Annotated in this window: 4 protein-coding genes and 1 pseudogene; 2 read left to right on the forward strand and 3 right to left on the reverse strand. The window is 64.2% G+C overall.

Annotation, left to right across the window (positions count from 1 at the left end; translation table 11 throughout):
• Positions 1-139 (forward strand): annotated as a pseudogene (locus VK519_RS09665) (diadenosine tetraphosphate hydrolase); the annotation flags it as partial.
• A gap of 51 nt (positions 140-190) precedes the next feature.
• Here VK519_RS09665 and VK519_RS09670 read toward each other — a convergent pair.
• The 3 genes from VK519_RS09670 to apbC all read right to left on the reverse strand — a co-directional run bounded on the left by VK519_RS09670 (position 191) and on the right by apbC (position 2,462).
• Positions 191-694: a hypothetical protein gene (locus tag VK519_RS09670; RefSeq protein WP_250623851.1), complete on the reverse strand. Its 504-nt coding sequence runs from the start codon at positions 692-694 to the stop codon at positions 191-193.
• Positions 695-797: 103 nt separating this feature from the next.
• On the reverse strand, positions 798-1,364 hold the full coding sequence (gene dcd, locus VK519_RS09675; RefSeq protein WP_324349345.1) for a dCTP deaminase: 567 nt from the start codon (positions 1,362-1,364) through the stop codon (positions 798-800).
• 12 nt (positions 1,365-1,376) lie between these two features.
• Positions 1,377-2,462, reverse strand: a complete 1,086-nt coding sequence (apbC, locus tag VK519_RS09680) for an iron-sulfur cluster carrier protein ApbC (protein ID WP_324349346.1) — start codon at positions 2,460-2,462, stop codon at positions 1,377-1,379.
• A gap of 113 nt (positions 2,463-2,575) precedes the next feature.
• Here apbC and VK519_RS09685 point away from each other — a divergent pair.
• A partial coding sequence (locus VK519_RS09685) for a DUF2147 domain-containing protein (RefSeq protein ID WP_324349347.1) occupies positions 2,576-2,997 on the forward strand: 422 nt, incomplete at its 3' end.

Raw genomic sequence — 2,997 nt, forward strand, 5'->3', positions numbered from 1 at the left:
CGTGCATGTGGTGGCGCGGCGCGAAGGCGATGCCGCGTGGCCAGGGCCGGTCTGGGGCAGTGGTCCGGCGGCGCCCTATGCGCCGGCGGAGCGCCAGGCTCGCGTGGCGGAGATCGCCGCCGTGCTTTCCGGGTCATAAAAAAGGCGACGGCCATACAGGTCCGCCGCCCTTTCATCCGTTCACGCGCGATCAGTAGCCGCGCTGCTGGCCGGAGTTCTGCGGATCGTAACCACCGCTGCTGGCTTCCTTACCCTTCATTTCGTCAGGCAACGGGGCGCGCTGGTGGGTATCTTCCAGGGCACGGGCTTTTTCTTCCACGGCATTCAAGCGAACCAGTTCACCCTTCTTGTCGTAGTAGACGGTGAAGCCGTAGTCCAGCTGCATGCGGGCCATGAAACCCAGGTGGGCGTCGCGGACTTTCGAATCGTCGCTGGGCACCAGCAGGATGGTCTTGGGCAGGCGGCCCTGGTCCTTCAGGTAGGCATAGTGGCTACCGGTATCGGCGGCCGAGAGCACGGCGCCATCCACGACGAACTGACCGCTTTTATAGGCCTTGATGGTTTCGTCGAACTGGCCCTGCGTGGTGAGCACCGCATCGGGTTTGGATTTGCCGAAGCAGCCGGTAAGCGCCAGTGCGCTGCCCAGCACGGCCAGCCCCACGACGCGTGCGAACAGGGAGGGAACACGGGACATCGAAAACTCCTGCGTGGTGCGATGGATAGTGGACGGCCAAGTGTAACGCTGATCGCCGGGCCGGTCGCCGTAGCCCGGCCCCACGTTCAGAAAAATGCGAATTTCACGCGTGTGGCAGCGTAACCCCGCGCTGGCCCTGGTATTTTCCGCCCCGGTCGGCATAGCTGGTTTCGCATACCTCGTCCGATTCCAGGAACAACATCTGCGCCACGCCTTCGTTGGCGTAGATCTTCGCCGGCAAGGTCGTGGTATTGGAGAATTCCAGCGTGACATGCCCTTCCCATTCCGGTTCGAGCGGGGTGACATTCACGATGATGCCGCAGCGGGCATAGGTGCTCTTGCCCAGGCAGATGGTGAGCACGCTGCGCGGGATGCGGAAGTACTCCACCGTGCGCGCCAGGGCGAAGGAATTGGGCGGGATAATGCAGACGTCGGACGTCACGTCGATGAAGCTGCGCTCGTCGAAGGCTTTCGGATCGACGATGGTGGAATTGATGTTGGTGAACACCTTGAACTCGTTGGCGCAGCGCACGTCGTAGCCATAGCTGGACGTGCCATACGACACCAGCCGCGTTCCGTCGCGTTCACGCACCTGTCCGGGCTCGAAGGGGTCGATCATGCCGTGCTGCTCGGCCATGCGGCGGATCCATTTATCGGATTTGATGCTCACGAAAGACTCCGGTCAGGTGTTCTGGACAACGATACTTGGAAAGGCAATGGCCTTGTTACGGGCTGTCAGCGACAAGGCGCCGGCCATACGGCGGGCGATGGCGCGGTAACGCGCGGCCAGTTCGCCCTCGGGCTCGGCCACCACGGTGGGCGTACCGCCGTCGGCCTGCTCACGGATGCGGATGTCCAGCGGCACGTCGCCAAGCAGGGGCACGCTGTAATCGGCCGCCATGCGGGCGCCACCGCCAGCGCCGAAGATATGTTCCTCGTGGCCGCAATTCGAGCAAATGTGCGTGGACATGTTTTCCACAACGCCTAACGTGGGGATGCCCACCTTCTCGAACATCTTCAGCGCCTTCCGCGCATCGAGCAGGGCGATATCCTGCGGCGTGGTGACGATCACCGCGCCCGACACCGGCACCTTCTGGCTGAGGGTGAGCTGGATGTCGCCGGTGCCGGGCGGAAGGTCGATGATGAGGTAATCCACCGCCTCCCAACGCGTATCGGTGAGCAGTTGCATCAGCGCCTGGGTCACCATCGGGCCGCGCCAGATCATCGGGGCATCTTCATCCACCAGCACACCGATCGACATCGCCTGGAGGCCGTGCGCGCGCATCGGGGTAATGCTTTTGCCGTCGGGCGAGCCGGGCCTGCCGGAAAGCCCCAGCATGCGCGGCTGGCTGGGCCCGTAGATGTCGGCATCGAGGATGGCCACGCTGGCGCCCTCGGCGACCAGTGCCAGTGCCAGGTTCACCGACACCGTGGATTTGCCCACACCGCCCTTGCCCGAGGCCACCGCGATGATGTTCTTCACCCCAGGCAACGGCGCCAGCTGGCCCTGGACCTTGTGCGAATGCACGCGCCAGGTGACCGAGACCGACGCCGCGGCGATCGACGGATCGGCCAGCAGTACGTCGCGCACCCGGGCTTCGACCACGGTGATGTGGCCGGCGGCCGGGTAACCCAGCTGGAGGTCCACCGAGACACGGTCACCGTCCACGCCCACGGCACGGATGGCGGCGGCCATCGGCTGGCCGGTGTGGGGATCGGTCAGTTCGCCGACCAGGCGGCGAACCAGGGCTTCATCAGGGTGTGGCATGGCAACGGCAAAGTGGAAAGACCCGTCATTATGCCAGTGGCGCGGTGCAGCTTGACGGGCGCCGCTACGCTGGTCAGTCTCGGCCTCCATACCAACGCGTACGGAGGGAATCCATGAAAGCACTGTTCCACGCCGCCTTCGCCCTGGCCCTGGTGGCCGGGCCCTTGGCGGCCTTCGCCGCCGAGCTCACTACGCCGGTGGGCACCTGGAAGAACATCGACGACAAAACCGGCGAGTCCAAGGCCCTGATCCAGATCACCGAATCCGGCGGCAAGCTGGAGGGCAAGATCATCAAGGTGCTCAAGTCCGACGACGGCCCGAACCCCGTGTGCAAGGAGTGCGACGGCGAACGGAAGAACAAGCCGGTGGAGGGCATGACCATCCTTTGGGGATTGTCGAAGGATGGCGATGAGTGGAATGGCGGGCAGATCCTGGATCCGAAGAACGGCAAGATCTACAAGGTGAAAATGACCCTCGACGACGGCGGCCGCAAGCTCAACGTTCGAGCTTTCATCGGCTTCTCGCTGATGGGCCG

Origin of the sequence: Pinirhizobacter sp., assembly GCF_035317885.1 — a bacterium.
Classification (GTDB): Bacteria; Pseudomonadota; Gammaproteobacteria; order Xanthomonadales; family Rhodanobacteraceae; genus Pinirhizobacter.